Source organism: Paenibacillus hamazuiensis (genome assembly GCF_023276405.1).
Taxonomy (GTDB): domain Bacteria; phylum Bacillota; class Bacilli; order Paenibacillales; family NBRC-103111; genus Paenibacillus_AF; species Paenibacillus_AF hamazuiensis.
In genome coordinates this window covers 1416299-1440855 of sequence record NZ_JALRMO010000001.1, presented here as the reverse complement: position 1 = coordinate 1440855, position 24557 = coordinate 1416299, and the positions used below count along the sequence as shown (strand labels likewise).

Annotated in this window: 18 protein-coding genes and 1 pseudogene; 6 read left to right on the top strand and 13 right to left on the bottom strand. The window is 51.5% G+C overall.

Annotated features, from left to right (window positions below; all coding sequences use genetic code 11):
* Positions 1 to 4: 4 nt before the first annotated feature.
* The 3 genes from MYS68_RS06160 to MYS68_RS06150 all read right to left on the bottom strand — a co-directional run bounded on the left by MYS68_RS06160 (position 5) and on the right by MYS68_RS06150 (position 5618).
* Positions 5 to 1306 (bottom strand): ABC transporter substrate-binding protein, encoded by a 1302-nt coding sequence (locus tag MYS68_RS06160; protein ID WP_248924985.1) that lies wholly within the window; start codon positions 1304 to 1306, stop codon positions 5 to 7.
* An 83-nt stretch (positions 1307 to 1389) separates the two neighbouring features.
* Positions 1390 to 3240, bottom strand: a complete 1851-nt coding sequence (locus MYS68_RS06155; protein WP_248924984.1) for a cache domain-containing sensor histidine kinase — start codon at positions 3238 to 3240, stop codon at positions 1390 to 1392.
* A gap of 101 nt (positions 3241 to 3341) precedes the next feature.
* Positions 3342 to 5618 (bottom strand): ATP-binding cassette domain-containing protein, encoded by a 2277-nt coding sequence (locus MYS68_RS06150; protein WP_248924983.1) that lies wholly within the window; start codon positions 5616 to 5618, stop codon positions 3342 to 3344.
* 89 nt (positions 5619 to 5707) lie between these two features.
* Here MYS68_RS06150 and MYS68_RS06145 point away from each other — a divergent pair, with 89 nt between their 5' ends.
* Positions 5708 to 6664: a helix-turn-helix transcriptional regulator gene (locus MYS68_RS06145; protein ID WP_248924982.1), complete on the top strand. Its 957-nt coding sequence runs from the start codon at positions 5708 to 5710 to the stop codon at positions 6662 to 6664.
* 9 nt (positions 6665 to 6673) lie between these two features.
* Here the strand turns inward: MYS68_RS06145 and nikE are convergent, their stop codons facing one another.
* Genes nikE through nikA form a run of 6 tightly spaced genes read right to left on the bottom strand, consistent with a single transcriptional unit; the run spans position 6674 to position 12940 of the window.
* Positions 6674 to 7480, bottom strand: coding sequence for a nickel import ATP-binding protein NikE (gene nikE / locus MYS68_RS06140; RefSeq protein ID WP_248924981.1), 807 nt, complete (start codon positions 7478 to 7480; stop codon positions 6674 to 6676).
* Positions 7477 to 8682, bottom strand: coding sequence for a staphylopine family metallophore export MFS transporter CntE (cntE, locus tag MYS68_RS06135; protein WP_248924980.1), 1206 nt, complete (start codon positions 8680 to 8682; stop codon positions 7477 to 7479). Before cntE ends, nikE begins: the two co-directional genes overlap by 4 nt.
* Positions 8679 to 9521, bottom strand: a complete 843-nt coding sequence (gene nikD, locus MYS68_RS06130; protein WP_420852095.1) for a nickel import ATP-binding protein NikD — start codon at positions 9519 to 9521, stop codon at positions 8679 to 8681. The genes cntE and nikD overlap by 4 nt, the downstream gene beginning before the upstream one ends.
* A complete protein-coding gene (gene nikC / locus MYS68_RS06125; RefSeq protein WP_248924978.1) occupies positions 9518 to 10360 on the bottom strand; it encodes a nickel ABC transporter permease subunit NikC in 843 nt (280 codons plus the stop codon). The genes nikD and nikC overlap by 4 nt, the downstream gene beginning before the upstream one ends.
* The gene (gene nikB / locus MYS68_RS06120) at positions 10357 to 11301 is read right to left on the bottom strand and encodes a nickel ABC transporter permease subunit NikB (protein WP_248924977.1); all 945 of its coding nucleotides are present in this window, start codon (positions 11299 to 11301) and stop codon (positions 10357 to 10359) included. Before nikB ends, nikC begins: the two co-directional genes overlap by 4 nt.
* Before the next feature lie 19 nt (positions 11302 to 11320).
* Positions 11321 to 12940 carry a nickel ABC transporter substrate-binding protein gene (gene nikA, locus MYS68_RS06115; RefSeq protein ID WP_248924976.1) on the bottom strand — a complete coding sequence of 540 codons (1620 nt, stop codon included), beginning with the start codon at positions 12938 to 12940 and terminating at the stop codon, positions 11321 to 11323.
* Positions 12941 to 13119: 179 nt separating this feature from the next.
* On the opposite strand from nikA, the gene MYS68_RS06110 reads away from it, so the two are divergent.
* Positions 13120 to 13365, top strand: a complete 246-nt coding sequence (locus MYS68_RS06110) for a hypothetical protein (RefSeq protein WP_248924975.1) — start codon at positions 13120 to 13122, stop codon at positions 13363 to 13365.
* 162 nt (positions 13366 to 13527) lie between these two features.
* Here the strand turns inward: MYS68_RS06110 and MYS68_RS06105 are convergent, their stop codons facing one another.
* From MYS68_RS06105 to MYS68_RS06095, 3 genes are all read right to left on the bottom strand, one after another.
* Positions 13528 to 14616 carry a DUF1648 domain-containing protein gene (locus tag MYS68_RS06105; protein ID WP_248924974.1) on the bottom strand — a complete coding sequence of 363 codons (1089 nt, stop codon included), beginning with the start codon at positions 14614 to 14616 and terminating at the stop codon, positions 13528 to 13530.
* Positions 14617 to 14618: 2 nt separating this feature from the next.
* Positions 14619 to 15014 (bottom strand): GntR family transcriptional regulator, encoded by a 396-nt coding sequence (locus tag MYS68_RS06100; RefSeq protein WP_248924973.1) that lies wholly within the window; start codon positions 15012 to 15014, stop codon positions 14619 to 14621.
* 158 nt (positions 15015 to 15172) lie between these two features.
* Positions 15173 to 16123, bottom strand: coding sequence for a helix-turn-helix transcriptional regulator (locus tag MYS68_RS06095; protein WP_248924972.1), 951 nt, complete (start codon positions 16121 to 16123; stop codon positions 15173 to 15175).
* Between the two features lie 121 nt (positions 16124 to 16244).
* Between MYS68_RS06095 and MYS68_RS06090 the strand changes: the two genes are divergently transcribed.
* Positions 16245 to 16763 carry a DinB family protein gene (locus MYS68_RS06090; RefSeq protein ID WP_248924971.1) on the top strand — a complete coding sequence of 173 codons (519 nt, stop codon included), beginning with the start codon at positions 16245 to 16247 and terminating at the stop codon, positions 16761 to 16763.
* A gap of 84 nt (positions 16764 to 16847) precedes the next feature.
* Here MYS68_RS06090 and MYS68_RS06085 read toward each other — a convergent pair.
* Positions 16848 to 18379 (bottom strand): annotated as a pseudogene (locus MYS68_RS06085) (ABC-F family ATP-binding cassette domain-containing protein).
* 1092 nt (positions 18380 to 19471) lie between these two features.
* On the opposite strand from MYS68_RS06085, the gene MYS68_RS06080 reads away from it, so the two are divergent.
* The 3 genes from MYS68_RS06080 to MYS68_RS06070 all read left to right on the top strand — a co-directional run bounded on the left by MYS68_RS06080 (position 19472) and on the right by MYS68_RS06070 (position 24348).
* Positions 19472 to 20761, top strand: a complete 1290-nt coding sequence (locus MYS68_RS06080; protein ID WP_248924970.1) for an MFS transporter — start codon at positions 19472 to 19474, stop codon at positions 20759 to 20761.
* A 340-nt stretch (positions 20762 to 21101) separates the two neighbouring features.
* Positions 21102 to 23216 carry an MMPL family transporter gene (locus MYS68_RS06075; protein WP_248924969.1) on the top strand — a complete coding sequence of 705 codons (2115 nt, stop codon included), beginning with the start codon at positions 21102 to 21104 and terminating at the stop codon, positions 23214 to 23216.
* Positions 23217 to 23325: 109 nt separating this feature from the next.
* A complete protein-coding gene (locus MYS68_RS06070) occupies positions 23326 to 24348 on the top strand; it encodes a zinc-binding dehydrogenase (RefSeq protein ID WP_248924968.1) in 1023 nt (340 codons plus the stop codon).
* Positions 24349 to 24557: the final 209 nt, after the last annotated feature.

Below are 24557 nucleotides of genomic sequence, written 5' to 3'. Positions count from 1 at the left end.
GGCATTACTTCGCATAATTCTTTTTGTATTCCGAATCGTAAGCGTCTGCGACATTGTCCAGCGACTTCTTCACGTCGCCGCCCATCATGATGTCCGTCAGCGCTTCGGCGAATTTTTGCGTCAGCAAGGGGTACGCGGGAGTTACCGGCCGGGCGTGCGAAACGGTGGTGACCTGCTCTTTAATGATTTTTAAAGGCAATTCGTTGTATTCCGGCATTTTCTCGTACGCGCTCTTGCGGCTTGCCGGCATGCTGACCGCTTTGGCGATTCCGACGGACGATTCCGTGTTCGTCATCCATTTGACGAATTCCGCCGCCTCCTTCGGGTATTTGCTGTCGGCGCTTATCCCGATCGCCCAGCTGCCCGAAGGCGCCGTAAGCGTGCCGCCCGCTTTTTTCGGAAAATACGTGATGCCCCACTCCAGGTTTGGATAATCCTTAAAGCCCGGGATGTTCCACGGTCCTCCCAGCTTGGTTGCCGCCTTGCCCTCCTCGAATTCCGTCGGCTTCGGATCAATGTTGAAAAGCTTCTCTTTGGAAAGCTTTTGCAGAAATTGCGCCGCTTCGATCCCTTTAGGTCCGTTTACGTAACCCGAAGCCGTCTTGCCGTCCTTGCTGACGATATCGGTGCCGCCCGAAATCCACATCTGTTCAAACGCATACGTCATCCATTCGCCTTTATCGTTGATCATATTCGTTCCGAATACGCCGTCCTTGGCCGTCTTCTTCATCACATCGTACCACTCGTCCCAAGTCCAGGCTTTATCCATGCTGGTCGGCGGCTCAATGCCGTGCTCCTTCATCATCTTCTTGTTGTAGAACAGCACGACCGAAGACTCCTGCATGCCTACCGCATAAAATTTGCCCTCGTAGGTGCCCTGCTGAATAATCGACGGAACAAAATCGTTCATATCGTCTTTCGTAAAATAAGAGTCGAGCGGAACCAAAATTTTCGAGGATGCATAATTCGCCACATTCGGGCCGTCCAGGGCAATGACATCCGGGAGCGTATGGGAAGCGACCGCCGCATTCACCTTGTCCTCATAAGCGAAGGAGTTGCCCCTTGTGACCGCTTCCATCTTGACGTTGATTTTTCCTTCGTATGCCTTGTTGAAGGCTTCCACTCTGTTTTTGTAAAAGTCGTCCTCCGGCCCGCTCGCCTGCGGCCGCCAATAAGTGAGCTGCACCGCGCCTTTGGCCGATGCATCCGCATTGCCTCCCGCATCCGTTTTGCCGGCTTCGCCGCTGCACCCGGCCACTAAGGATACGCCAATTGCGACGGGAATAATCATTTTTAATTTTTTCAAAGCGATGACCCTCCTAGAAACAGGTAGTTTTTTGTTTACGCTTTCATCATAATATTCCCGCGCTTTCGTTCCCACTGTAAAAATCAACTATTGGTGGACTTCGTTACGTTTTTATCCGTATACGGCAGCACGATCGTAACCTTCGTTCCCGCTCCGGGGGCAGACTCGAGGTTTACGCCGTACTCAGCGCCGTACAAAAGTTTGATCCGTTTGTCCACATTTTCAATGCCGATCGAATGATGTCCCCGGCCGCTGCTGTTTGTATCGCGGTCTTTAAGCAGATTTTGCAAAACTTCCGGCTCTATCCCCTTGCCGTTATCGGCAACCGTGAAAATCAGCCTGTCGTTTGACCGTTTGCCGGATATCTCGATCACCCCGTCCGCTTCCCGCTCTTCCAAACCGTGAATCAGTGCGTTTTCCACAAACGGCTGCAGAAGAAATTTGGGCACATCAGCCTCGAGCAGCATCGGATCGATATCGTAACGAACCTGAAATTTTTCCTGAAACCGGAGTTTCATGATGGACACATAATTCTGCAAATAGCGGTAATCCTCGCGAAATGGCACAAGCCCGGGCCCCTTGGCGGTATAAGAAAGCATCTCCGAAAGCTCCACCAGGAAATGGCTGATGACGGGCTGTTCATTTTCGATTGCCAAATAATTAAGCGTATTTAATGTATTGTACAGAAAATGCGGGTTGAACTGAAAATTGAGCGCTTTAAGTTCCGCCTCCATCTCCTTGATCCGCACTTGATAGTTTTCGTCGATAAGCAGCTGTATTTTATCGTTCATCTGGTTGAATTTATGGATCAGCGTCACAAGCTCCCCCGAGCCGGCCGCTTCGATTTTCGAGTTGAAATGGCCTTCCCCCATCCGCTTGATGCCGATCATCAGCTTCTTGACAGGCCGTACAATGCGCCCGGATGTAATGGAGGCGAAGAAAACGGACAGCAGCATCGCCACACCCGTGGAATAGATCGTAAACGTGACCATGTTCGGAACGGTGGAGAGCAGGTTGTCGTACGGAATAAATACGGCGGACAACCAGCCCGTTGTGGCAATTTTGTCAAAACATACGACCATCTTTTTCCCGTTGATCCGCACGATTTCCGTACCGCTGCCCGCTTCTGACGCTCTGCGGGTCCACTCCCGGTCGGGCGATGATTTCGGATCTCCGCCTACATTGCCCGAGTGGGACACCACTTCGTTGCCGGGAGTGAGCACGTAGTAATAAGAGCCTTTGATCGCCAAGCTTTCCGCGAACGCCTTCTTGAGCATATCCTCCTGAAAATTGACGATCAGCACCGGCTTATCGGCATTTTCGTTTAAACATTGCAGCAAATGATTTTTGGAGGTGCACAAATTAATCAGTCTCGTTGCGGTAAACACGTATTGGTCTTTCGATTCGGCATGCCGGGAAATCGCATAATATTTTCTCAGCAGGTTGTAAGTAGGAATCCAGGTCGTACGTTCGGTAGACTGAAGACCCGCATGATAAATGTCGGAATCCGACATATTGGTTTTCGGGATCCAGAAATTCGGGTTGTCCCCGTATATATATTTGGCGGTAACCAAATTGACCGAATATAAATCTTCGGACATCGGGAAATATTTTTGCAAAATACGGGAGATGCTGCGATCGTCTTCGTAAGCGTACCCGTGGCTTTGGCTAGCCTTTTCGTTGAAAAAACGGTACAGCTCATCGTCCAGATGCATGTTGACGGCAATTTTCTCTACACTGCTGAACTTGTCGTCCAGCGACTGGTTCCCCTTCTTCACGATGCTTAAGATCGTTTGGCTTGCGTTTTCCAGCACAACCTCGGAGCTTTTGTAATAATAACCGATCCCGAGAATGCCTATGGATACGGTTATCAGCACAATGTAAGACACCAGCAGCCGGGATCGCAGCGAAAGGCTGCTCATTCTCTTGAACATAGTCCGGACACTCCTTGAACGCGAAAAGGTAAACCTATTATAACGGCATTCCGGAATGCTGGCTACCTGTTGCGCCGCAAGCTTGGGCCGGGTTCCTTTCATCATCCCCCCGTCTTCCGATTGACGGCTTCCTTCAGATAATTTCCGGTAATGGAGCCGCTGCAATCGACGATGTCCCGGGGAACGCCTTCGAACATCAGCCTTCCTCCCTCAGCGCCGGCGCCGGGGCCCAGGTCGACGATCCAGTCCGCTTGGCAAACCACCTCCATATTGTGCTCGATCACGATCACCGTATTTCCTCTGTCGGCGAGCCGGTTCAAAATGCCGATCAGCCGGTCGACATCCGACATATGAAGTCCTGTGGTCGGCTCATCCAGCACGTACACATTGCCGCTGCCTTCCAGTTCGGCCGCCAGCTTGACCCGCTGCAGTTCGCCGCCCGACAACGTGCTGAGCGGCTGACCCAAGGGCACATAACCGATCCCTGTCTCCTGCAGCCTCAAGAGCGTCTGCGTAACTTCATTTTCCTGAAAAAATAACAAAGCCTCCTCAACGGACATGGCAAGAATTTCGCTAATATTTTTGCCGCGAAGCGGATATGCGAGCACCTCATCGGTGAAACGTCTGCCGCGGCACGCTTCACACACGGACTCCACCGTGTCCATAAAGGCGAAATCGGTATAGACCTTCCCCAATCCTTTGCAAGTCTGGCAAGCTCCTTGCGAGTTAAAGCTGAACAGCGAAGGGCTGACCCCATTTTTCTTCGCAAAAAGCTCCCTGATCGCATCGAATATTCCGGTATACGTGGCTATGTTGGAACGGTTCGAAGCTCCGATCGCCCTCTGATCGATGACAATTGCTTCGGGATACCGCCTCGCAAACGATTGGTGCACCAAAGTGCTTTTGCCCGAACCCGCCACGCCGGTAATGACCGTCATCACCCCGGTCGGGATACGAACGCTGATCTCTTTCAGGTTATTGTCGTTGGCACGGTTGATCTCCAGCCAACCGGAAGGCTGCCGGACTTCGTCTTTAAAGGAAAGCGTGCGCTTCAAAAATCGGGCCGTCAACGTTTCCGCCGACAACAGACCGTGCAAGTCTCCTTCATAGACGACCGTTCCGCCTTTCGACCCGGCGCCCGGTCCGATTTCCACAATATGATCGGCAAGCCGGATTACGTCGGGGTCGTGCTCCACGATCAGAACGGTGTTTCCTTTATCCCGGAGTTCCCGCAGCAGCCGATTGATTCTGCCGACATCGTGGGGATGCAGGCCGATGCTTGGCTCGTCCAAAATATAAGCCAGATCGGTCAGGCTGTTGCCGAGCTGGCGAACCAGCTTGATCCGCTGAGACTCGCCTCCCGACAGGCTGGATGATTCGCGGTTCAAGCTTAAATACCCGAGCCCGATCTCTATCAGATGGGTAAGCTGCTTGACGATCGCATCCGTAACCATCCGTGCCTGCGGTTCGCGGATCGACCGGATAAATTCGATCAATTCGCTGATCTGCATATTCGAGCAGTCGGCAATGCTTTTTCCGTCAATTTGGCATGAGAGCACGGCTTTGTTCAGTCTTCCGCCCCGGCATGCCGGACAAGTTTCCTCGGCTGCAATCCGGTCGATCTCCTCTTTGTAACGCTCGGCGTCGCGGGAGGAGTCCTTATGCAGGAAAGTTCGCTTGATTCGGGGGACGACGCCTTCGTAGAACGAGGTCGGCGGCCAACCCTCGGTCGGATTCGGCGGCTTGAACCCCGCCTTGTACAGCAGCGTGTCCATTTCCTCTTCGGTAAACAGCTTCAGTTTTTTGTCGTTATCGAACAGGCCGGTGCAGACGTACCGTTTCCACCGTACCTCGCCGGGTCTGAACGTGGGAAACAGGATCGCCCCCTCGTTAAGCGATTTTTCCTTGTCGATCAGACGGTCGACAAGGATCGCCTTCGTTTTGCCCAAGCCTTCACAATCCGGGCACATGCCTTGCGGATTGTTGAAGGAAAATACGTCGGAATAGCCGACGAACGGGGTCCCGAACCGGGAATACAGCAGACGCAGCAAAGCATAGATGTCCGTGGCCGTCCCGACGGTCGATCTGGCGTTACCGCCGAACCGCTTCTGATTGATCACGATAGACGCCGGCAAATTTGCAATGGCATCCGCCTCGGGTTTTCCGTAATGGGGCAGCCTGTTTCGGACGAAGCTGGAATACGTTTCGTTCAGCTGCCGCTGCGATTCGGCCGCAATCGTATCGAACACGAGCGCCGATTTCCCGGAGCCGGATACGCCGGCAAATACCGTAATCCGCTTTTTCGGAATGGCGATATGAATGGCTTTCAGATTTTTTTCCCTGGCACCGCTGACTTGAATGGAATCGTATTTTTGCATGGTGCTTTTCCCTCCTCGTATCGTTTATAATGAAAATAAACTAAAACCATGACAAAACCTGTCATGGTTTGAAATACAGGAGGATTCGGATGTCGAAGGCAAAGCTTTTGTTCGATCTGATCGCATACGTCAATATGAAGCGCAGCTTTACTGCGCAGGAGGTTGCCGATGAGTTCCGAATATCCGTCCGGACCGCCCACCGGTATTTGGCGGACCTGAGCGAGATGGGCGTTCCGCTTTACACGGAAACGGGCCGAAGCGGAGGTTACCGGCTGCTGCGCAGCAGAATGCTGCCGCCGATCATGTTCGACGAAGACGAGGCATTCGCCGTTTTTTTCGCCTTTCAAGCGCTGAAGTATTATCCGTCGCTGCCGTTTGATATCAACGTGAACTCCGTCTCCGGAAAGCTTTATGCCCATCTTCCCGGCGATGCGAAGAGAAAAGTGGACCGTTTGGAGACGGTCATCTCCTTCTGGAATCAAAAAAGAACCGTCCCGTCTCCCTTTTTGAAGGAAATTATCGAGGCGGCCGCAGAACGGCAAGTATTGAAAATCGAGTACGTGTCGAAAACGAAAAATACGGAGAGAGCGGTTGCGCCGATCGGGGTATATGCTCACGACGGCTTCTGGTACATGCCCGCCATCGACCTGGAAAGCGGCGAAATTCGCCTGTTTCGGACGGACCGGATCTCGGCCTTGGAAAAAACAGGGCAAAAGCTCGAGCCGCCCATCGACCTGCCCACATGGTTGGACCGGCTTTCCCGCCAACCCCCGCAACTGCCGGTACGTCTTTATGTGGAGTTAACCAGAGAAGGCATGAGGCAGTGCCGCAGCCAGCCGTGGCTGGAGCCGCATATCGTGGCAACCGGTCCGGAACGCGGCTGTATCGATACCGTGATCGACAAAAGCGAGACGGAATTCGCGGCCATGTATTTTTTCCAGCTTGGCTCCGATGCCAAAGTGTTGGAACCGCGGGAAATCGTCGACCGGATCGGCGAGCGGGCGCAAGATCTCCTCCGTCATTACGGCTTCGATTCGAACGACTGACTGCCGTCATCAAGCTTTGATGGTACGATTTCGCGGATGCTCGGAAAGAACGGATCCCACCAAACTTTTCACAGCCGTGTGATTCGACGATAAAAGCTGCGATTTATCGTCCATCCGTTCAACGATTTCGCCTTTTTCCATAAAAGCCAGTGAATCGGAAATGGAGTAAGCCGCTTTAATGTCATGAGTAATAAAAAGATAAGAAAGGCCGAAGCTCGACTTTAATTCCTTTAATAAGCTCAATATATGCGCCTGCGTCACCATATCCAAACTGCTGACCGCCTCATCCAAAACAATCAGCTTCGGTTTAAGTGCAATCGCTCTCGCAATATTGATCCTTTGCAGCTGTCCGCCGCTGAATTGATGGGGATAATTCCTCGAATGATCCGGATTTAGCCCGACTCTTTCGAGCAGTTCCCCAATCGTTCGTTTCAGCTCCTGCGTGGATAAGATCTCATAGTTTTGCAGCGGCTCCGCGATAATTTGTTCCACCGTCATGCGAGGGTTTACAGAGGAATAGCAATCTTGAAATACGACTTGAAGATCGCGGCGAAGCCGTTTGCGGACGGCGGTGTCCGCATGGTAAAGATCGATTCCTTGAAACAGGACCTGTCCTTTCTGCGGCTTTTCCAATCCGAGGATCACTTTGCCCAGCGTGCTTTTGCCCGCTCCGCTCGTGCCGAGCAGCCCCAGACATTGTCCCGGTTCAATCGAGAGGGAAACGCCGGAAAGCACCGCCGTTTGCCGCTGCATCCGCCGGAACAAACGGGAAGGCGCATAAGCATGAGTAATGTCAACCACCTGCAGCAAGCTCACTTCGTCACCCCCTCCTTTTTTGCCTGCATCAGAATAAGCAGAAAAGCTGCCGCCCCGATGACCATACAGCCGGAAAACATGACCTCGTAAGAATACGAGTTTGCAACCAGACTTAACCCCAGAGTGCCTACCGATGTTCCGAAGTCGGCGGCGGCGATGAACAGCCCTATCCCTCTGCCTCTGAACCGTTCCGGCACGATAAACGAAACATGCGTCAGCAGAGTCGGATACAGCATCGACAAAGCAATCCCGTTGCAAACCGCTGCAAGCAGTAATAAGGGCAGGGATTCAGCTATCCGAACCAAACCTGCGGCAGTCGTCATAAGAAAAATAAGGACGGCGACGATAAGAACCGGAAAACGGCCGCCTGTCGGAATCATTTTTCGGCCGAAGAAGCGCAGTACGATAAGTACCGCCGTTTCAGTCAAAAAATACGTTCCGGCAAAAGGCAATCCGCGCTTCTCCAGATAAAGCGGAAGAAAGGCCGCTATCGTACCGATCATGGCCGAAGCCATAAGCATAATGACCGATGGAAGCAGCAGGTTCCGCTCTTTCCATCCTCTGTAAGGCTCGCTGCTGTATGGATTTGCCGCTTGTGACTGCCCATGCTTTTGAAGATCCGGTAACCGGAGGGTCATGCCGACGAAAAGTGTCGTCAAACTTAGCGCGATCAAGGCCAAAAAGATATAGGATATAGGCACTTTATCCGCAAAATAAAGTACGAGAAAAGGACCGTACGTATAGGGTAGCATCGATGATAGAGAAAAAAGCGACAGTCCTTGCCCACGCGTTTTATCCGGTAATACCCGGATGATCATGAGATGCGAGACCATGGAAAAAAAGGAAAGAATGACCCCCTGCAGCATGCGGAGCAGAGCGAACACCCAAAGCTCATGGATGAGATACATGGAGATGACGACCACATTCATCACAAGCGCTGCGGCAAATATTCGTTTCGTGCCAAGCTTGTCGACCATTTTACCGGCTGTAGGCCTTAAGAACATGGAAGTAAACATATATGCGCCCATAATCAGACCGATCTGGGCGGGGCTCGCCCCAAGCGCATGCGATTCCAGAGGAAGCAAAATCAAAAGGACATGGCTCGTGGTGTAAAATAATATCGATACAAGGTAAATCCGGATCGCCTTCGAACCAAACGGACGCTCCTGCGGAACAATAACCTGCGGCTGCACGGCATTCATGACAATACAAGCTCCTCGGCCGGCTGATGAATCGGCAGCGTCAGTCTGGCATCGAGCAGCATTTTCGTATACGCATGCTGCGGGTGATCGAACAGCTCGAAGACGTCCGCTTTCTCTACGATCCGTCCCTGCTGCATAACGGCCACCTCGTCCGCCATTTCCGATATGACCCCCAAATCGTGGGATATCAAAAGAATCGCCGTGCCGTAATCCGAGCGAATGCGCTCAAGCTGGCGAAGCACCTGCAGTTGGTTGGCCGCATCAAGCGCTGTCGTCGGCTCATCGGCGATGAGCACCGACGGCTGCAGGCACATCGCATTGGCGATCATCACCCGCTGCAGCATTCCTCCGCTCAGCTCAAACGGGTATCGCCTCATCAATGCGGCCGGATCCGGCAAATTCACATCATGCAAAGCGTCAGCCGCCAATTCGGCCGCCTGCTTTTTGCCGAATCCGGTATGCGTGCGGATCGTTTCCACAAACTGATCGCCTATTGTAAACACAGGAGAGAAGGCATTCATTGGATTTTGCATAATAAGAGCGATCTCTTTCCCGCGTATGCGCCTCATCTCTTCGGCATGAAGCCCGTTCAGCTCACGGCCGTTTAACTGGATACTGCCTTCCACAACGGTTGATTTCCGATCAAGCAGCTGCAAAATGGACAAGCTGGTGACCGATTTGCCGCTTCCGCTTTCTCCGACAAAACCGAGCACACGGCCAGGCTTCAGAGCGAACTCAACACCCTTGACAAGGGAAAGATGTCCATGCGCCGTTTTAACCTTTACGTGAAGGCAGCTTACCTGCAATACATGGCCTTGTTTATCACTCAATGCTCTCATTCCTTTTCCAAAAGTCGCTTGACGCCAAACCGTTCCGACAAAGCTTCACCCAGCAAATTGAACGAAACGACGACGAGAAGAATCATGATTCCCGGGTATAACATTAATTCCGGATTGCTGCGTATGAACGATTTTCCTTCGTGAATCATCGCCCCCCATTCCGGCGCAGGCGGCTGAATGCCAAGTCCAAGAAAGGAGAGCGCGGAAATATCCATAATCGCCCAGCCCATTTCCAGAGTTCCCATAACGACGATTGGGGGGAGCACATTGGGAATGATGTGCCGCCTAATAATTTTCCACTGCGAGGATCCGCTTATTTGGGCGGCGATGACGAAATTTTGCTCCTTTAAGCTGAGAACCATGCCCCGGAACATCCGGGCGTAATATACCCATTGTACGAGCATCATCGCCAAAACGACCTGCGGCATTCCCGGTCCGAAGATCCCGACCAATCCCAGAATGAGCACAAGATTCGGAAACGCCATCACCCCTTCGCAGAGCCGCATCAGAACATAATCGACCGGCCCGCCTTTATAGCCGGCAATGGCTCCGACGAACAGGCCGATCCCCAAAGAGGAGATGAAGATCAGAGACGCGAAACCTAATGAAATCCGGGCGCCATGCAAAAGACGGGATAAAATGCAGCGTCCCAAATGATCGGTGCCCAGCGGATAGTCCAATGAAGGCGGCTGCAGCTTTAACGTCAAATTGACCTGAATCGGATCATGCGGAGAAATCCAGGGAGCCAGGATGGTAAGAATAAAGAGAACAAGCAAAAAAACTATGCATGCCTGAGCCGTCTTCCGGCTTCTGAGGCCGGTTAGTATACTGGCGATCATAATCCGGTTCTTCCTTTGCGTGAAATTCGCGGGTCCATTGCCATCTGGAGAAGATCCACGATCAGGTTGCACACGATAAACAGACAAGCTGCAAGAAGCACATAACATTGAATGACCGGGATATCCCTGTTTAAAATCGAGTCGACAAAATAACGGCCAAAGCCTGGCCAAGAAAAGACAACCTCGACAATAATCGTGCCGGAAAGCAGCTTTCCCAGGTTCATGCCCAGGCCGGTAATCATCGGCGATATCGCGATTTTCAGCACATGTTTTCCCATGATGACCTTCTCTTTGATGCCTCTGGCTCTGGCGTACAGCACATACGGCTCCTGCATCTGCTCCAGCACGCTGGTACGCAGCAGACGGCTGTAGATTGCAATCAGCCCGAGTGCCAGCGTAAACGAAGGCAGCACCAGATGCGCCCATGTCCCTCTTCCCTGAACCGGCAACAAATCCAGCTTGACGGACAAGAAATAAACCAATAAGTACCCGAGCCAAAACTGCGGGATGGAAGCGCCGATGAAAGCAAGCAGCCGGGTAACATGGTCGATGATGCCGTTTTTATAAACCGCCGATAAAAAGCCGATCGGCACGCTGATCAGCACAGCCAATATAATGCTGCTGAAGGCAAGCTGGAGTGTTGCCGGCATCCGCTGCGCAACCTCCCGCCAAACCGGCTCCTTCGTAATATAAGACGTGCCGAAATCAAGTCGGCTTATTTTTATAAGCGAGTTCACATATTGAACAAACAGCGGGCGGTCCAGACCGAATTCATGCCTGACCTCGGCAAGCAGCTCTTCCGTCGGATGAATGTGGGCAGCCGTAAGATATACTTCCGCCGGATCGACAGGCGAAAGGTGAATCATTGCGAATGAAAGAAAGGCGGCAAAAAGAAAAATGGGAATGATGGCAAGGATCCGTTTCCCGATATAGCTTAGCAACTCATAACCTCCCTGCCGTTTACTTATTCGCCTTATCGAGTCCGAGGAACGGGTTGTCATCCCGATTGGACGGGAATACAAAGCCCTTTACATCTTTTTGATAAACAGCCGTTTTCTTAAGGTACGAGATCGGCAAAAATGTTGCCTGTTCCTGCAGCGTCTTTAAAATGGAACTGTACAGCTGTTGGCGCTTGCTCTCGTCGGTCGTGAGGAAGGCTTCGTTTATTTGCTGATCCAGCTCTTTTTTCATAGGCAGGTTCGCGAGCGACTCCGAGATCCCGTAGCTATTCGTCGCTGCGATATTGATGAAAGAGTGCGGATCGTACGGTGCCCCGTAGTTGCTCCAGAAATACAAATCAAAATCCGCCGCCCGCAAACGTTTCACATGTTCGGTAATTTCCAGGCTTTTGATGTTCAGCTTGACGCCGATAGCTCCCCATTCGGCTTGCAGCGTTTCCGCCATCGGTTTTTGAACCTGATCGGATTTTTCGTACAGCAGCTCCAGCTCCAGCGGCTTTCCGTCTTTCTCGCGAACGGTCTTGCCGGCAGGAAGCTTCCAACCCGCTTCTTCCAAGTAAGCTTTTGCTTTGTCTACATTGTATTCAAGCGGCTTTACGTCAATATTCGTGTACGGCAAGTTTTTGGATAAGATGTTATCCGCTTTCTCCTCCAGGCCTGACGTAATCCCGTCCACCATCGCTTGCTTGTTAAAACCGTGATGCAAGGCGAGACGCACCCGCAAATCCGAAAGTATATCTTTGGAGGTATTCATTAATACTTCTCTGGTTGCAATGGGTTCGGAAAGACTTGTGTCGTATTTGCCGGATGCTTTCAGCTGCTTAAACGCATCCATGCTGATAACGCCTTCTCCGTAGATCAGATCAAGCTCTTTTTTCTCAAAAGCAAGGACGCGCGTTTCGCCGTCCGGAATAACTTTGATGACCAATTTATTGATTTTCGGCTTATCTCCCCAGTAGTTCGGGTTAGGAATAAATTCCGCATATTCGTCTTTCTTATATTCCGACAGCATCCACGGTCCGGTGCCGACCGGCTTCTTCACGACCTTGGAGGTATCTCCGTCATCCGGAAACCCGGCTTCGCCGAGAAACCGCACCGGACGGACGACCGACAGCTCCTGAACGGTCGGGTAATAGGGCTGCTTCAGCGTCATTTTGAACGTATGCTCATCTACAGCCTCTGTCTTATCGAGCACATTAAGAAAACCGAGCCAGGAATGATTTTTAATATTTTTCATGATTGCATCGAAGTTCTTTTTCACAACTGCGGCATTAAAGTCCGTTCCATCGGAAAACTTGACATTTTTGCGGAGCTTGAAAGTGTATTCTTTCCCGTCTTTCGATATATCCCACGATTCCGCCAGATGAGGCTCAAGCTTGCCTCCCTCTTTATAGCTGACGAGCGGTTCATATATCATCGATTGTGCGATTAATTGCGAAGGGTTGTAAACATGAGGGTTCATCGTACCTATATCTCTTGGCCACGATACCGTGATCGTTTTATCCGTTTGCACCGATCCCGCTGCGGTGCCTTGTGCGGCATTATCTTTGGAGCAGCCTGCAAGTGCGGTTGCTATGATAAGCGCCATAATAAGCAGCGACTTGCCCTTTGAAACAAACATTTGAATGTTTTCCCCTCTCGGTCTATATTGATGATAATGATTATCACTATCGATTGAATGTTACAGGATATATTTCCATGTGTCAAGATAGTCGCCACAGGAAGGGAATTTGCAAAAATGAGGACTGCGCGTCCGTTATCCGCGGGTTTTATTCGAATCTACTTGCAGGGGCATTATTATTGGGCATGCTGCAAACGGCGGGGCCGCTCTTGTACTTGTCGGCCATTTGCAACGGTGTTGCCGTCGCCTTGATTTATCCGACGCTGCTCACCTATCTCACATTCGTTTTGTCGGAAAAGTCCCGTCATATATTGCTGGGGTTATTCATTTCCTCTTATGATCTCGGCTTTTCGCTTGGCGGATTGATGATGGGGCCGCTCGCGGAACGGTTCTCCTATTCCCTGATGTACACTTGCTGTGCTTGACTCAGCATTGCCGCTCTCGTGATCGTCATCTGGAACAAAAGCAGGATGACCGGACCGGGTAATCGAAACCGTATAAGCAACATATAAAAAGCCCTCCTGGTTATCCGGAGGGTTTATCATTAATAATATAACGGTTCGCTAATTCCGCAGCGGACATTAGTATCAAGATCGGCTCAGCAAAATTACGATCGAAATAATCGCTAACGGCAGCAGAAGAGTTGCCGCCAAAACAAACCAACTTCCCGGCCTGGCGAAATTAAGCGTCCAACCGACGCCGTATCTCTTTGCTACGAACAATGCCGGGTCGTCGACGTTGTAATAAAACACTCCGCCGCGCCAATGTCGATCGTCCTGCATGTTGAAACCGGCGGGTTCATCAAGACCTTTCTTGTTCATGTAAACGATAAAACCAAGGATGCCTCCCAGTAAAATCAAGGGCAATAGGACCGAAAAGACTTCCGCGCCCGACCATTGATACAGCATCGACGCCTGAACATAGCCGAAAAAAGCAACGATAACAAACGACAAAATGTATGAAAAGATCGACGATGCCCGCCTGGACTTCAGCTGCTGTTCGAGCGAAACTTCCGGCCGGTTCGGGTCCAGCTGCTGTTTGCTTTTACGTATAACAGTATTTATGAACGCAAACAATCCGACCAGAAACAGCTGTATGATATTGAGGCTAAAAACGATGCCGAACGATTTCGCTGAGTAACGGTCCGGCTTGCCGTCGAAGCCATAATGCGTGATGAGCGGATCGGGAATGCGATCCCACAGCAATACGGCGGCTCCGGCACATGCGGCGACAAAAAGCAATTGAAGCACGTACCAGCGATTTCGAAGCACGGCCTGCTTCTGACGGAACCTCAAATCGGCCACTCTGCGCACGTCCGCCGGGACCTTCCATTTTCGGTCCGCCTTCAGCCGGAGCGCTGAGCGGCGGCTTATGATGAAAGCGGCAAGCGCTCCGAGATGCTGAACGATAAGCCCGGCCGCCAGTACGGGAATGGGCCGGCCATCCGTTACGGCGTATACGGATGCAGCCACCGCTATGCCCAGTGCTGCCAGTAGAGCAAAAATAACGGCAAATTTTCGCCGGATTGCTCGAACCTCCGGATAATTGCGGTCGCTTTCAGGCACGTAAACACCAAACAGCAGCGCGCGGGGCCCGAGAAGCGGCAGCAACAACAGCGGCACGACCGCGATCAATTCGATCATACACATTATGAGCAAACTCCACCAGTTTGTCATTTTCAATCCCCTCCTTCATGCTTTTGGCGCTGCCTGTAGACGGCGGCGCACATCTCCACAAACTCCGCTTCCGTCATCCCGCGCACTTTCGCTTCAGCTGCGAGCGGCCTGAGCTGGCGCTTCAATTTTTCGCGGAAAGCGGCCGTTACCCCCGGCATCCCGTCCGGTTGAACGACGACCCCTTGCTTGCGGTGAACCTGCAAAAACCCTTCCTGCTTCAGCAGCTGATAAGCTTTGTTCACCGTGTGCAAATTAATGCTGAGATCGGCCGCAAGACTGCGCACGGAAGGCAGCGGATCGCCCGGCTTTAACTGTCCTGAGGCGATGCCTTCGACCAATTGGTCGGCAAGCTGCGCATAAAGCGGAATTTCCGACTGTAAGTCAAGTTCCACCAACACGATAAACCCTCCTTTCGCAGGACACCTACATTGCCTATCTGTTATACATAGTATATAACAGATACATCAAATAATGCAACATCATACAAAAAAAGCTCATAATATCGCGCGAGTGCGAATTATGAGCCAATTTTCCGGATAGAAGCTGCAGATTGGTTTTAGTTTTGCCCATACATTTTGATCATGGAACCGATTTTTAGTCTAACATAGTCTACTGCTTCCGCAGGCTCCAGTATTTTCGCCTTCTCCCCAAGCGTCCATACCAAATCCGCAAAGAAGTGCAGTTTTTGAGCGGGGATCCGGATTCGCGCCGTGCCGCCTCCGTCTTCGTGTACTTCGATATGAGGCCCGAACCAGACATTGGATTCAAATGCCCGCACCCCCTCCGGGGTCAGCTTTACGACCAACGCAATCTGCCCAAACCGGGACATATCGGGCGTAATCCAGTCGAATACGGATCTTTGATCATGAACCTCCTGATAAGCAATCGTTTCGTTCAGACAAGCGGAGGCGATTCGGTCTGCACGGAAAAGTCTGTACGTTTGGCGCAGGAAGCAAAAGGCCGGACAATACCAATAACCTTCGCTGGCACACAGTCCGACAGGTTGGATATCCCGCTCCGTTAAGCCTTCATTGGACTTGTATGCAATGGTTACGGCCCTTTTGTTCATGATCGCATGCAGCAGAGTTTGCAGGCAGGATGAGGACATGGCACGATACGGATTCCAGATCACCACTTTGTTTCTGAGCCGGTCGATTTGCTCCTTCACGTCGGCCGGCAAATAATGATAGAACTTATGAATGACGGAAGCCGCGCTCTCGTCGAAAGGAACCGAGCCGAAGTACTGCAAAGACTGGCAGGCGAAAAAAACGGCGGCCGCTTCGCTTTCGGAGAAAGCGATCGGCGGCAGCATTCTTTCATGAAGCAGCCGGTAGCCGCCGCCCCGTCCCTGCACTGCATAAATCGAGAAGCCAACTTCGCTCAATTCCTGCAAATCCCGGGTTATCGTACGCGGTGATAATCCGAACTCGTCGGCGAGTTCTCTCACCGTAACCGCTTTTTTTGCATTGATCACCATCATCAGACGAATCAGCCGCTGCGATTTCATCAAGTTCACTCCCTGCCCGCACTTTTTTTTATTTTAACAAAATAAATAAGCCAGAATGTGACTTATTTACATGGTAAAGTCTTTTTGAAAGCAACCTATCAAGTTTGGAGGATGATTGTCAATGAACGAAAATATTTCCCACATCCGAGACCGGCTGTTTGATGAAATGGAACTTGCGCTCACAACGAGCTGCGTATTGTTTGCTAAAATTCAGCCGGATCAATGGGATGTACGTCCCCACGAAAACATGCGGAGTTTAAGCGAACTGACTCAGCATCTGGCTATCGTTCCCGCCATGGAGCTGGCGATTTTGCAGGAGCGGCCCATGGAGGAGACCAGAAAAATCGCCGTTTCGGCCGTGCATTTGCGTGATGCCGATTCGTTGTCGGAAGTGATGCGCAGCGGGGTACAAGCCTTAACAAGGTATATGGCTTCCTTGGACGAAGGCGATTTTCTGTACAAAGGAACTGCCCCTTTTTTTGCCAAAAACCATCCCGTAACGCAAGTGAAATGGCTGATCGAAATTACGACCCATCTTTACCATCACCGGGGGCAGCTGTATACATATATGAAGCAGTTCGGACTGCCCGTGTCCATGCGCGACTTGTACGGTCCGGCAGCGGATTCTTGGACGCTCTAGAGTCAAACCAAGCCAAAGCGATGGCCCGCTATAAGCGGGTTCATCGCATTTTGGCGTCTGGCGGGAGGCAGATTCACCATCCGTTTAAGCAAGTTCGAGTCTGAAAATACGGTCGACCCAACCCTTATAAAAATTTTCCTCGTGGGATACGAGCAGCACGCTCCCTGTAAAGTGCTCCAAAGCGTTTTGCAGCGCCTTTTTCGTTTCCGCATCCAAGTGATTCGTCGGTTCGTCCATAATCAGAAAATTGCAAGGTGACAGCAGCAGCCTGCATAATTTCACCTTCGATTGTTCGCCGCCGCTTAAGGTGCCGATCGCTTGCGAAGCATGGCTTCCCCTCACCCCGCACAATGCCAGATGACGCCGTATTTCTTTCGTATTTAATCCGGGAAACCATTCCGAAATAATCTCGATCGGCGTCAATGCATCGTCGTCCCATGTCAATTCCTGCTCGTAATACCCGACTGCGACTTGCTCCGAAAACCGGAACGAGCCGGAAATGGCCGGAAGACGTCCGACCAGCGTATTCAGCAGGGTGGACTTTCCGATTCCATTGAAGCCCGTAATGACAAGCTTTTCTCCACCGGCAACGGAAAATTCAACTTAGGCAGCAGGGAAGAACGGTATCCGACTTCCAGATCGCGAACTGTAAGAGCATTTTGCGCAGAAAGCGGCAATTCGTGAAAACGGATCGACGGTTGATGGGTAAAAGCCGGCGGAGTCAGCCTCTCCATCCTTTCGAGCTGTTTTCTGCGCCCTTGGGCGATTTTGGAATTGACGCCGGCAATATTTTTCCGGATATATTCCTCCGTTTTTTCAATCTGTTTTTGCTGGGCCTCGTAGCGGCGGACGTACTCCTGCCGCAAGTGCTCTTTTTGCCGGAGAAAGTCCGAATATTTGCCATAATATTTTCGGATCGTTCCGAACTCGATATCGCATATGCAGGAAGAGATCTTGTCCAGAAAGTCGTAGTCGTGCGAAACGACAATAAAAGCGCCGTCAAAGTTCGTTAAGAAGACGGCCAACCATTCCACATGGTCTTTATCGAGAAAGTTGGTCGGCTCATCCAATAACAAAACGTTCGGTTTTTCGGCCAGCAGCTTCGCCAAAATTACTTTCGCCCGCTGCCCGCCGCTCAATTCATGAATGGGACGATCCATTCCAATCGCGTCAATGCCCAGACCGGCGGCAATTTTGCCGATCTGGCTTTCGACCGAGTAGAAATCCTGGTCTTCGAGCTGATCCTGATACGCCGCTGCTTGCAGCAATTGCGTCTCATCGCCGGTAACTGCGCTTTCCTCATAAAGACGGTTCATCTTCTTTTCGATTTCGTACAAATGCGCAAACGCCTTTTTGAGATATTCCGAAACGGTCAACGTACCATTTATTTCGGCATACTGGTCCAGATGGCCGATTTTCATGTTGGATTGCCAATGAACCGTGCCTTGGTCCGGAACGACTTCCCCGATCAATATTTTGATCAGCGTGCTTTTTCCGGTGCCGTTTTGACCGACAATCCCCATATGTTCGCCTTTATATAATTCGAAGGAGGCTCCTTCGTACAGTTTTTTGTCCGCAAAGCTGTGAGACAAATTTTCGACCTTAAGTAAACTCATTTGCGATTCCTCTTTTCCTGAAAAAAATTAAAAGCAGAGGGTTAAGCGTCTTGACGACGCCGGCCCTCTGCTTAGCGCAAATTCAACCGATTTCAATTGGCGTTAACCCGCCCGAAATCGAAGCACGCAAAAAAGGCCGCCGACAATGCGCTGTCGACGGCCCTTACCGCTTCGTACCGGCAAAATAGTCATATTTAAATAAGCATAGGAATCTATGCTTTTTTAAAGACTATTCAGCCGATGAATACAGGAAGCTTTATGCCCCCTGATTAGGCTCCGCACAACGCTTCATCGCGTTCGATTGTACGGAGCGAACTTTTCGCACAAGTTTAACGTACCGGATATATAGCACGTTCAGCACCCTTCCTTAATCTCATCAAATCGTAACACACGCTGTCTCTTGGGTCAATTCCCAAGGAAAAAAACGAATTAATCGAACGGTGAGCGGACTCCAGGCTATGTATAGGGAAGATCTTTTCCCTCCACTAAAGCTTTTAAATTGGCCAACGACTCATCGAAGCCCTCCATGTTAGCCGAAACTTTGGTTCCGCCGTTTTCCTTTTCTATAACAAAGGATATGAGAATTTGCTGCGCGTCTACATAAAACGAAAATTCCCGAAACGGGATGCCACCCTAAGAATAACATTTGCTCCCGATAAACATTTCTTCTTAATTGCTCAAAATCATTTTCGACGTCGGCGAATGGTCCGATGCGTTTCGCCAAAGAAGTTGCACAAAGAAGTGCGATTGCTTTAAAAAATACGTCGTGCTAAAATGAATGAACTAACCAACCGGACTTAAAAAGGGGAATCGACAGCACATGCTCCTCACTGGTCGTTCTGAAGAGTAAGCTTAACCGCATACGAAGCAAGAATCCGCACATAGGTCTCCATGGTTCTGTCCGACAGGCAGAGCTTTGATTCGTCGCGCGGCTTTCCTGCTTCTCCTCTTCAGAACATCAGAACAACAAGCAGCCCTTCGGTAAAAATGGCCGCGCCGTATTGGTGGCGTGTACCCGTGCCGAAACTCCAAGCTTCCGTGGATCTGAGTTCCATGGAAGCTTTTTTTGCTGCATAAAAAGGAGAAATCGCCATGTGCCGTTCAATTCGATTACCTTATTTTTTCTTTACCCTGCAAGGAATTTCCATGATGGGAAGCCGCATGACCTCCATTGCAATCGGTATCCGATTGTTTCATGAAACGGGTCAAGCGACTCCGCTGCTGCTTCTGCCGCTATTCAATGAACTTCCCCTTTTATTCTTCGGCAGTTGGATAGGTATAGCGGCGGACAGGTTGAAGCGCAAAACGGCCATTATCGCCGGCGATACAGGCCAAGCGGTATGTACGGCTTTGCTTGTTTTTTGTCTTGTCAGCGAACATTTCCCGCTATGGCCCATCTATGGAATCGCCGCTCTGCAAGGATTGTTTATGGCGCTGCAAAGCTCGGCAACGTCGGCGGTGATCCCGCTTATGGTGCGGGATGACGAGCTCGATCGGGTTAATTCGATGAAGGAGTTGCTCTTCCCGCTTGCGGGGGTCATCGCCCCTTCGTTGACCGGTATGCTGTACGAACCCTACGGGATTGCCGGAATCTTGGTTGTGGATCTGACCACATTCCTAATAGGAACGGGGGTCATCGCTTTTCTTCCGCTTCCCGAAATGAAGCGCGACGAGCCGCAGCAGGAAGAAAATCGCCTGTGGAGCGAGGCCGTCCAAGGCTACCGGTTCCTCTGGAAGCAGAAACCGCTGCTACACCTGTTTCTTTATTTCGGGTGGTGGAATTTTATATTAAATGGGCCGTTGGAGCTGGCCATCCCTTACTTTCTCCAACGGACGGGGGGCACCGATACGCTGTCCGTACTTCTCGCAGCCATGAATGCCGGGGCGTTAACAGGGGCCGCGGCGGCCGTATGGTGGGGGCATTTCCGATACAAAATCAGGTTCATCTTTGCCGGATCCATACTTACCTCCTCGATGTTTGTACTTCTCGGAATGAGCCGGCATACCGGAATGATGGGGGCCGCCTTGTTCCTGCTGATGCTTCCGCTCGCGATGACGGGAGCTTTGTTTCACTCCATTTTACAGCGCAAAACGCCGCTTGCCCTTCAGGGGAGGGTGTTCGCGGCCTATGGCCAGCTGTGTGCCGTGATGGCTCCCTTATCGTTTCTCGTGACGGGGCCTCTTGCGGACCGGTGGCTTGAAACGCCCCTGCCAATGGAGAAGCAGCCGTGGCTTCGCATGCTTATCGGTTATGGTGCAGGGTCCTGGATCGGCTTCATCTTTGTCGTTAGCGGTTTTTTGCTGCTAGCGGGGGCCCTCTGGACGTTATCCTCCCGTGAGGTACGTCGGCTCGATGCGGAAACTGCAGAAATAAACTCCTAAAAAACGAAATCCCGTATTGAGCGCCTCCACTTCCCGCGAAAAAGGATGTTGAAAAAACGACGCCGGCTAAATGCCGCGTCGTTTTTTGCTTCCGCGTCCCCGCTCTCGCGCATCGTTGCGATCACCGTATAACCTTGTATCCAGCATATCCGAAATGAATGGCGCCATCTTACGTCATCTTGCGCTCTTTTTTTGTAACCCTGCTAACTTATAGCGATTGGAACGAGCGAAATTTAAACTAAAAATAATATATTATACTAATTTAGTACAAATTAGTTTACTTAGTAACCATTTTGTTTTATACTTGTGATGAAAATGTAACAAGAAAGAAGGCGAACATATGACGATGAAGGATAACGGTTTTGCAGCTATTGGCAGGACGGCCGTCAAGGCCAGGTGGTGGATTGTTGCCGGCATGATCTTGTTTATTGTTTTGGGAGGCTTTTGGGGAGTAGGCGTATTCGGTTCGCTTACCGGAGGAGCGGGGTTTGACGATCCCACCAGCGAGTCATCACTTGCCGATGAATTCCTTCAGGGACCGCTCGGGCGTCAAGTAACCGATGTCGTTGTTCTATACGAACACAAGGAACTTACCGTTGACGACCCCGCTTTCAATGGGCCGATTCAGCAAGCTTTGGAAAAACTGCCTCGCGATTCAATCAGCCGTCTCGACTCTTATTGGATCAATAAGGATGAGGCATTCGTATCCAAGGACCGTCACGCGACGTATGTAGGAATACAGCTTGCCTCCGGAGATGACCGCGAACGTGTCAAGCAGTTGGGTGCGATCAAGGACGACTTGATTGTACCCGGAATGACCGTGCGGTTCGGCGGATTGACCCCGATGACCGAACAGGTTAATTCCCAGATCGGACGGGATATCGCCAGAGCGGAGACGTTGTCGATACCGATACTTCTCATTTTGCTCGTTTTCATTTTCCGCAGTGCGGTGGCGGCCGCCCTTCCCCTTATTCTCGGAGTGATGGTGGCGGTCGGCTCTCTTGTCGTCCTGCGGGGAGTGACCTTTTTCGCCGATATATCGACATTTGCCATTAATGTGGTCACCATATTGGGACTCGGACTCGCAATCGACTACGCGCTTTTTATCGTAAACCGGTTTCGAGAGGAGCTGGCTGATGGCCATACTACAGATGAGGCCGTAATAAGAACGATGGCGACAGCCGGGCGCACGGTCGCCTTCTCCGGACTGACCGTGGCCGTATCGCTCGCCTGTCTGATCGTCTTCCCTTCCCGTATCATGCTGTCGATGGGATACGCGGGCGTTGCGACCGTTTTGTTCGCGGTTCTCAGTTCGCTGTCGGTGCTGCCGGCTCTGCTGCGGATCGTCGGTAAACGGGTAAACGCTCTCCGGGTCCCCTTTCCGCGATTGCGCAGGAAACGCGCGGAAAGCTCGGAGTTTAACGAGCGGCAAGGACGGTGGTACCGGGTGGCCCGCGCCGTCATGCGCAGACCGCTGACGGCAACGGTCGGGATCGTCGTCCTGCTCGTCGCATTAGGACTGCCTTTTCTCGGTGTAAACTGGGCGCGTCCCGGAGATTGGGTTCTTCCTGTCGGAGCGGATGCCCGTATGGTCACCCAAGAAATGGCGAGCCGGTTTTCCGCCGATCCGGCCAAAATCGTTACTTCCGTCGTGGAATTTCAAGGAACAGCCGATTCTGCGCAAGCGAAAACGGCATTGCAAGATTATGTGCAAAGGTTGGCACGCATCGAAGGCGTAACCGGCGCTAAAATTACCGGCACGCATGAAAACTTGGCGCGGTTGACACTCAGCTACAAAATCGATCCGATGTCCCGGGAAGCAAGGCAAATGGTCGAGGAGCTGCGAAGAGAAACCCCTCCGCAAGGTGCTCAAGCCTTTTTCACCGGCATGCCTGCATCCAGAGTCGACATCGTCGATATGATCATTTCCAGAATGCCCTGGATGGCCTTGTTTGTCGTTGTGGTTTCGTTCGTCGTTATGTTTCTCGCCTTCGGTTCCGTCATTCTGCCCTTGAAATCCATCGTTTTAAATTTGTTGTCTCTATCGGCATCGTTTGGTGCGATCAAGCTGATCTTCCAGGACGGCTACCTTGACGAACTTTTGAATTTCGTACCGGTCGGCGCCGTGGATATCAACTTTCCCGTTCTCATCGTGGCCGTTGCTTTCGGGCTCGCTATGGATTATGAAGTGTTTCTGCTCTCCCGCATACGCGAGGAATGGGTCCGCTCGGGAGATCCCGTCGAATCGGTTGCGCTTGGCGTTCAGCGAACAGCAAAAATCATAACGAGCGCCGCTTTGCTCCTTATCGTGGTGGTCGGCGGGTTTGTACTTTCGAGCGTGACGTTAATGAAAATGATCGGCGTTGGCCTGGTGATCGCAATCGTAGTTGATGCGACCATCGTGCGTGGGCTCCTGGTACCGGCAACAATGAAGCTGCTCGGCCGAAAAGCTTAGTGGTCTCCCAAACCTCTTGCAAACTGGTGGGATAAATTCGGCTTCAAAGAACATCATAACTCATCCGATCGACCGTCGATCATATAAATTGAACGAAGGGGGATTCCCGATGAGAAAAGAAAAACAACATTTGAACCCCGTCATCCGGGCTGTTGTGGCAGATCCGGAGACACCCGGCATCTTTGTTATCGACGAAGTTGAAGCGCCCGTTGCAGCCGACTCGGAAGCGGTTGTCAAAGTGAAAACATTCTCGCTGAACGGCGGAGAAGTACGCAATGCCTTTCTCTCCGGCAAAAAACTGCGGCCAGGCTGGGATTTTGCCGGTGTCGTGGAGAAGGCGGCTGCCGACGGCTCAGGTCCTCCGCCGGGTGCAAGGGTTGTCGGACTTGTCCCTTCCGGAGCATGGTCGGAGCGCGTTGCCGCTCCTACCGCTTTCCTGACCGAGCTTCCGGACTCCGTTTCGTTTGCCGAAGCAGCCTGCCTTCCCGTTGCAGGATTAACCGCTTTATACGGCATTGAGAAAGGCGGGGCATTGCAAGGCAAATCCGTGCTAGTGACAGGCGCTTCCGGCGGAGTAGGCCGGTTCGCCTGCCAATTGGCCGTTCGAGCGGGCGCGAGCGTAACCGCGCGGATCAGAAAACCCGACACCATCGAATCCTTACGCTCTGAGGGAGTGAAAAACGTTGTAGTTGGAGACGATCCCGAACCAGCGTCTTCTTACGGTCCATTCGATCTTATTTTGGAATCGGTAGGAGGAAGTTCGCTTTCCTCCTCCTTAAGCCTGCTCGCGACCGGCGGTACATGCGTACTTTGCGGCAACGCCTCCAATCAACCGACCGTGTTCGAAGCAAGGGAATTTTATACGAAGGGAAACACTCATTTATACGGCTTATTTCTGTACGACGAACTGCGGCATCATCCGGTTTCGTCCGACCTGAGGCGGCTTGCCGAGCTTGTTGCGGAAGGCTCTCTCCGCCCGCCTATTCATCTGGAGGCTGCATGGTCGAACATTTCCGACATTGCCAGGCGTTTAATGGAGCGCAGCATATGGGGCAAAGCCGTTATGCACCTCGAATATGAAAGCCCGCAACAGGAGCGTGACGACGATGGTTCGCCAGAGGAATCTGGGTAAAGGAATTGATTAGGTACAAAAAATTAGATCCGGTGATCCCCAGCCGCCAATAACCTTGTAAAATCAAGGCTTTCGGCGGTTTTTTTTTTGCGTCTATATTCAAGCCACCGCAAATTCTTGCCCGTTCTTATTGAGCATAGCTGCCAGTTAACGTAATGGAGGCTGCCGATCGCCGGCAGCCTCATTTGTTCTGTATGAGCGATAGTGCG